Below are 4,322 nucleotides of genomic sequence, written 5' to 3' on the forward strand. Positions count from 1 at the left end.
CTTAGACATGGTTCGTCAACATGTTTTAACTTCCGAATTTGCAAGTCAGCAGTTGGGTATGACAGTAGCTGAGTTTGAGTCTTTGCTATAAATGAGAATGGGGACATGTTATCGAATTAGATAGCATGTTTTATTTTGTACTCTTCGAAAATCTCTTCAAACCACGTCAGCTTTCATCTGCAACCTCAAAACAGTATTTTGAGTAGCCTGCGGCTAGCTTCCTGGTGTGCTCTTTGATTTTCATTGAGTATTGGGTCAATAGTCAATGCTTGTTTTCATTTTTTAAACTTACTCGAATGATAATTATATATATGTAAAATCTTCTGTAATTAAGTATAAATTGCACCAAAATACAATAGCATAATATAGCAATTAAATATAATATCTAAATGTAAAAAAATGCAAAATAAAACTGTCTGAAAATTCCCTACTTTCTCAAAATACTTTTTTTTTTTTGCGAAATTTTGAAGTCGAAAAGTTTGCAAATATATTGAAAATAGTGTAGAATACAAGTGTAGGTTTCTGCATATACAAGAGAACATTGCTTATTCTTTTTAAGGAATAAATTTTGTTATGTAGAAGCTAAAACAACTAATTCCATAAAGGAGAAAAACATGGAACACAAAAATCCCATGAGTCGTGTTGAACGTTTGCACCGTGAAAAGGTCACGCGTTATTCGATTCGTAAATATAGCTTTGGAGCGGCCAGTGTAGCAGTCGCTGCTCTTTTCATGTTCTTAGGTAATGGAGCTGTATCAGTTCAAGCGGATGAAATTCAGGGAAATCGGGTTACTGAAAGCCCTAAACCACAACCTGAAGAAGACAAGTCAAAGCCTGCGACAGAAGTAGCGCCAGTTTTGAACAAAACTCAACTTGAAAGTTACATTTCAGAAATTGAGACAAAACTTTCTAACGGTTCTTACGATAACAAAACAGAAGAAAGTGTTGCAGTATTAAAAGCAGACCTAGAAGCTGCAAAAACTACATTAGCGAACGCAACTACTCAAGCTGAACTAAAACAAGCTTACAGCAAACTTGTCACTACAGTTAACTCTAAATTAAAAAACAAGCCTGTAGAGAAAAAAGAAACTCCAACAGTAGATACAACTGAAGGAAAAGAAACTGTAGGTAAAAAAGCAGAAAACACTGAACCTAAATCAGAATCTAACTCAATCGAAAACACAGGATCTAACGACCCACGTAACGAGAAAGCGATTCCAACGGGAATTCAATTTAGAGCAGAGATTGCTTATTCGACCAACGAAGAAACAAACGAGAACGGGAAAAAGAATGATTACATTACGAGTGGTGTTGGTGGTTCAACAAGCTCAGAAGCTGCTCAAAGACTCGCTCCTCGTATATTGAACTACAGAACTAGATTTAATAAAGACGAGAATGGTAAAATTACATCTGTAGACTGGATGGTTTATTACAACAACTACGCGGAAAACTTGTCTAATACTTATGGAATGAGAGGAGAGTTATACCGAAACTATATTCAAATTCCTAAAGAAGTGAATATGCCAGAAAACATCGAACGTTTGCAGTATGCAGTTCCAAACAAACCTGTTTTTCAAGGTGGGAAACCAGTATGGCCTAGACCGAATGGCAATTCTCTTTACAATGAAGTGACTTTTGATGATCCAGCTCCAAAAAGTGCTGTAGGAATTCCTCTTAAGACAAATGTGTCTTTCACAAAAGATAAATGGCCTAGCACTAGAAGTGGTCGTGGTTATGATACGCTTGCTGGGAAGGAATCTGACTATTTCAAGGATGCTGCAAAAACTTCCGGTGCAAAAGAATTAGTATATGCCGATGCTCTAACAGAAGAACATGTTATCTGGGATCAATCAAATACAGGTGGGGACGCGCAAGATGCATATGTATGGAAGTTCACCACAACTGTACCAAAAACGACAACTAATGAGCAGTTGAAAAATATGAAGGCTGTCATGGGAATGTTCCGTGTTGGTACAGCAGGAGTTGACCATGGTGTCCATACAATCGCAACTAACCCTGTTAATGTTACGGATGCCGATGTGGCTAATCCACAACCAAAACCACAACCAAAACCAGAAACATCACAACTAGGAGTCAACAACACTTATACCCAAACAAATGACACGATTACAGTTCCTACTATAGCTTCTACAGATACAGTCTTGACAGGTACAGGAACACCAGGTGCCCGAATCAATATTAAGGATGGGGGTAAAGTTGTTAATAATACTACCATAGTTGGAGAGAACGGACAGTGGACATTCCCAATTACTACTGGTTTGAATAGTAATGTTACTGGTGGTAAACAGCTGGTTGATAAGAGTCAAATCAGCGTTAGCCAAACAGTTAATGGTGTAGAAAGTGCTGATGTACCTGTAAACGTCTCTCTAGGTTACTCAGAGATCGAACCATCATCTAATTCAAAAGAAAAGAATAATCTTGTTGAAAATGATAGAAATGTTACCTTGAAAGTGCCGCATGATGCGGGAGCCGCTTATTTCAAATTTACGGACCCAGATGGCAATGTTCAAACGGTTGAACTCACACGTGATTCTGTTCCAAAACGTGCTGGTGTTCCAGGCAACTGGCAAGTAACAAACAGTGAACTTGCAAGTGTTACTTCAAGTGATCAAGGAGACCACTACTCAACGATCAACTTGACCTTGAAAAAAGATATGAAAGCTGAAACAACAGCTGAAGTTGTCTCTAACATGCAAAAAGGTAGCTACACAAGTCTTCAAGGATGGCAATCACGTGACGTTGAAGCAGCTCCAAAACCACAACCAGAGACTCCAGTAGTAGCACCAACAGTAGAGATTCCTTACTCAGATCCAGCTCCAAACAAAAAAGAAGTTTACCTTTATACTGGAGAAGATGCTGACGTTGATATTACCTTTAATGACGATTCTGGAAAAATTAAATCAGCTTCATTAAGAAAAGGTGGAAACCAAGCTCTAAATAATATTGATGGGAACCCAGATAAACAAGATAATGAATTTGGATATACTGTAACAGCGATTAATTCTGAAACTGCTACACCAGCAACAATTAAAGTAACAGGTCGAGTTTCAGGTCTTGATGAAAGTAGATTGCCAAAAACAGAAAACGACTCTTTAGAGCTTGTAACACGTTTTGCAACAGCAACGGATACAGATGGTGCAGAGATTTCTAATACTGCAGTAAAAAATAAAAATAGTGCAGGAGAAATAGTAGGTTCTTACTTAACTGACCCAGGTGCAGTAACTTTCGTATTAAAAGCACAAACTAAGAAATATGATATTAAAACTCCAGCATCGGCTGATAAAGTAACCGTATCAAATGCGAACAACGTTACTGATAAAGAGTTTGAAAAAATTAAAGAGAAAGTTAAAGTTGAATATTCTCAAAACAATCCAGATGCACGTTTAGCTGACAAAAAAGGTCAAGAAGTAGAAGATGCTTCAAAAGTTGTTGATAAAGTAGAAAAAGAAGGAAACAATGTTGTTGTAACCTATAAAGATGGTTCTAAAGATACAAAACCATTGTCAGAATTTGTAAACGTAGCTCCAACAGTTGAACTTCCATACTCAAATAAAGATAAGAAAGAAATCTATGTTTATACAGGTGAAAACACTGATTTGACCTTCAAAGGTTCTGATGAAGCTGAAGTTAAAAATCTTTACCTTCGTGGACCTGGAGATACTACATGGAATAATGCAGCAGGTTATGGATTACCAACAGGTAAAGTTGAAAATGGTGCAGTCACTGGAGAAGGTTCAGTCTCTGGTGATAAGAAAACAGCTACTATCAAGATGACTGGTGTCACAAACCTTAAGGCTGGTCAAAAGTGGACAAGCTTTGTTGTTGCTGAAGACAATAATGATGCAAAATCAACTACTGATTTTAGAGCATTAGATAAGAATCCAAATGCAACTCAGACACCAGGATATGTTCTATTCATCGTTAAATCTCAAACAGATAAGTACGATATTGCAACTCCAGCTCCAGCTGATAAAGTTGAGGTAGCGGATCCAGCTAAAGTAACAGACGCTGAATTAGATAAAATCAAAGAAAAACTACAACTTGAGTACAACAAGAAAAATGATGATGCGAATATCGCAAAAAATACTGCAGTTGATAAAGATGGTAAGATTAAGTCAGTCACAAAAGATGACAAAGGAAATCTTGTAGTAACATATACAGATGGTTCTACAGATACAAAACCATTGTCAGAATTTGTAACTAAAAAACCAACAACACCAGCTAAGGATGCAGATGGAGTTAAAGATCCAGCTAAGACACCAGTTAAAGATCCAGCTAACTTAACAGATGCAGAAAAAGCT

Annotated in this window: 1 protein-coding gene; it reads left to right on the forward strand. The window is 37.1% G+C overall.

What is annotated here, in order from left to right:
• Positions 1–614 precede the first annotated feature (614 nt).
• On the forward strand, positions 615–4,322 hold a 3,708-nt coding region (locus ADI86_RS00955; protein ID WP_049531413.1), incomplete at its 3' end, for a YSIRK-type signal peptide-containing protein.

Source organism: Streptococcus pseudopneumoniae (genome assembly GCF_001074975.1).
In the GTDB taxonomy this organism is placed as follows: Bacteria; Bacillota; Bacilli; order Lactobacillales; family Streptococcaceae; genus Streptococcus; species Streptococcus pseudopneumoniae_D.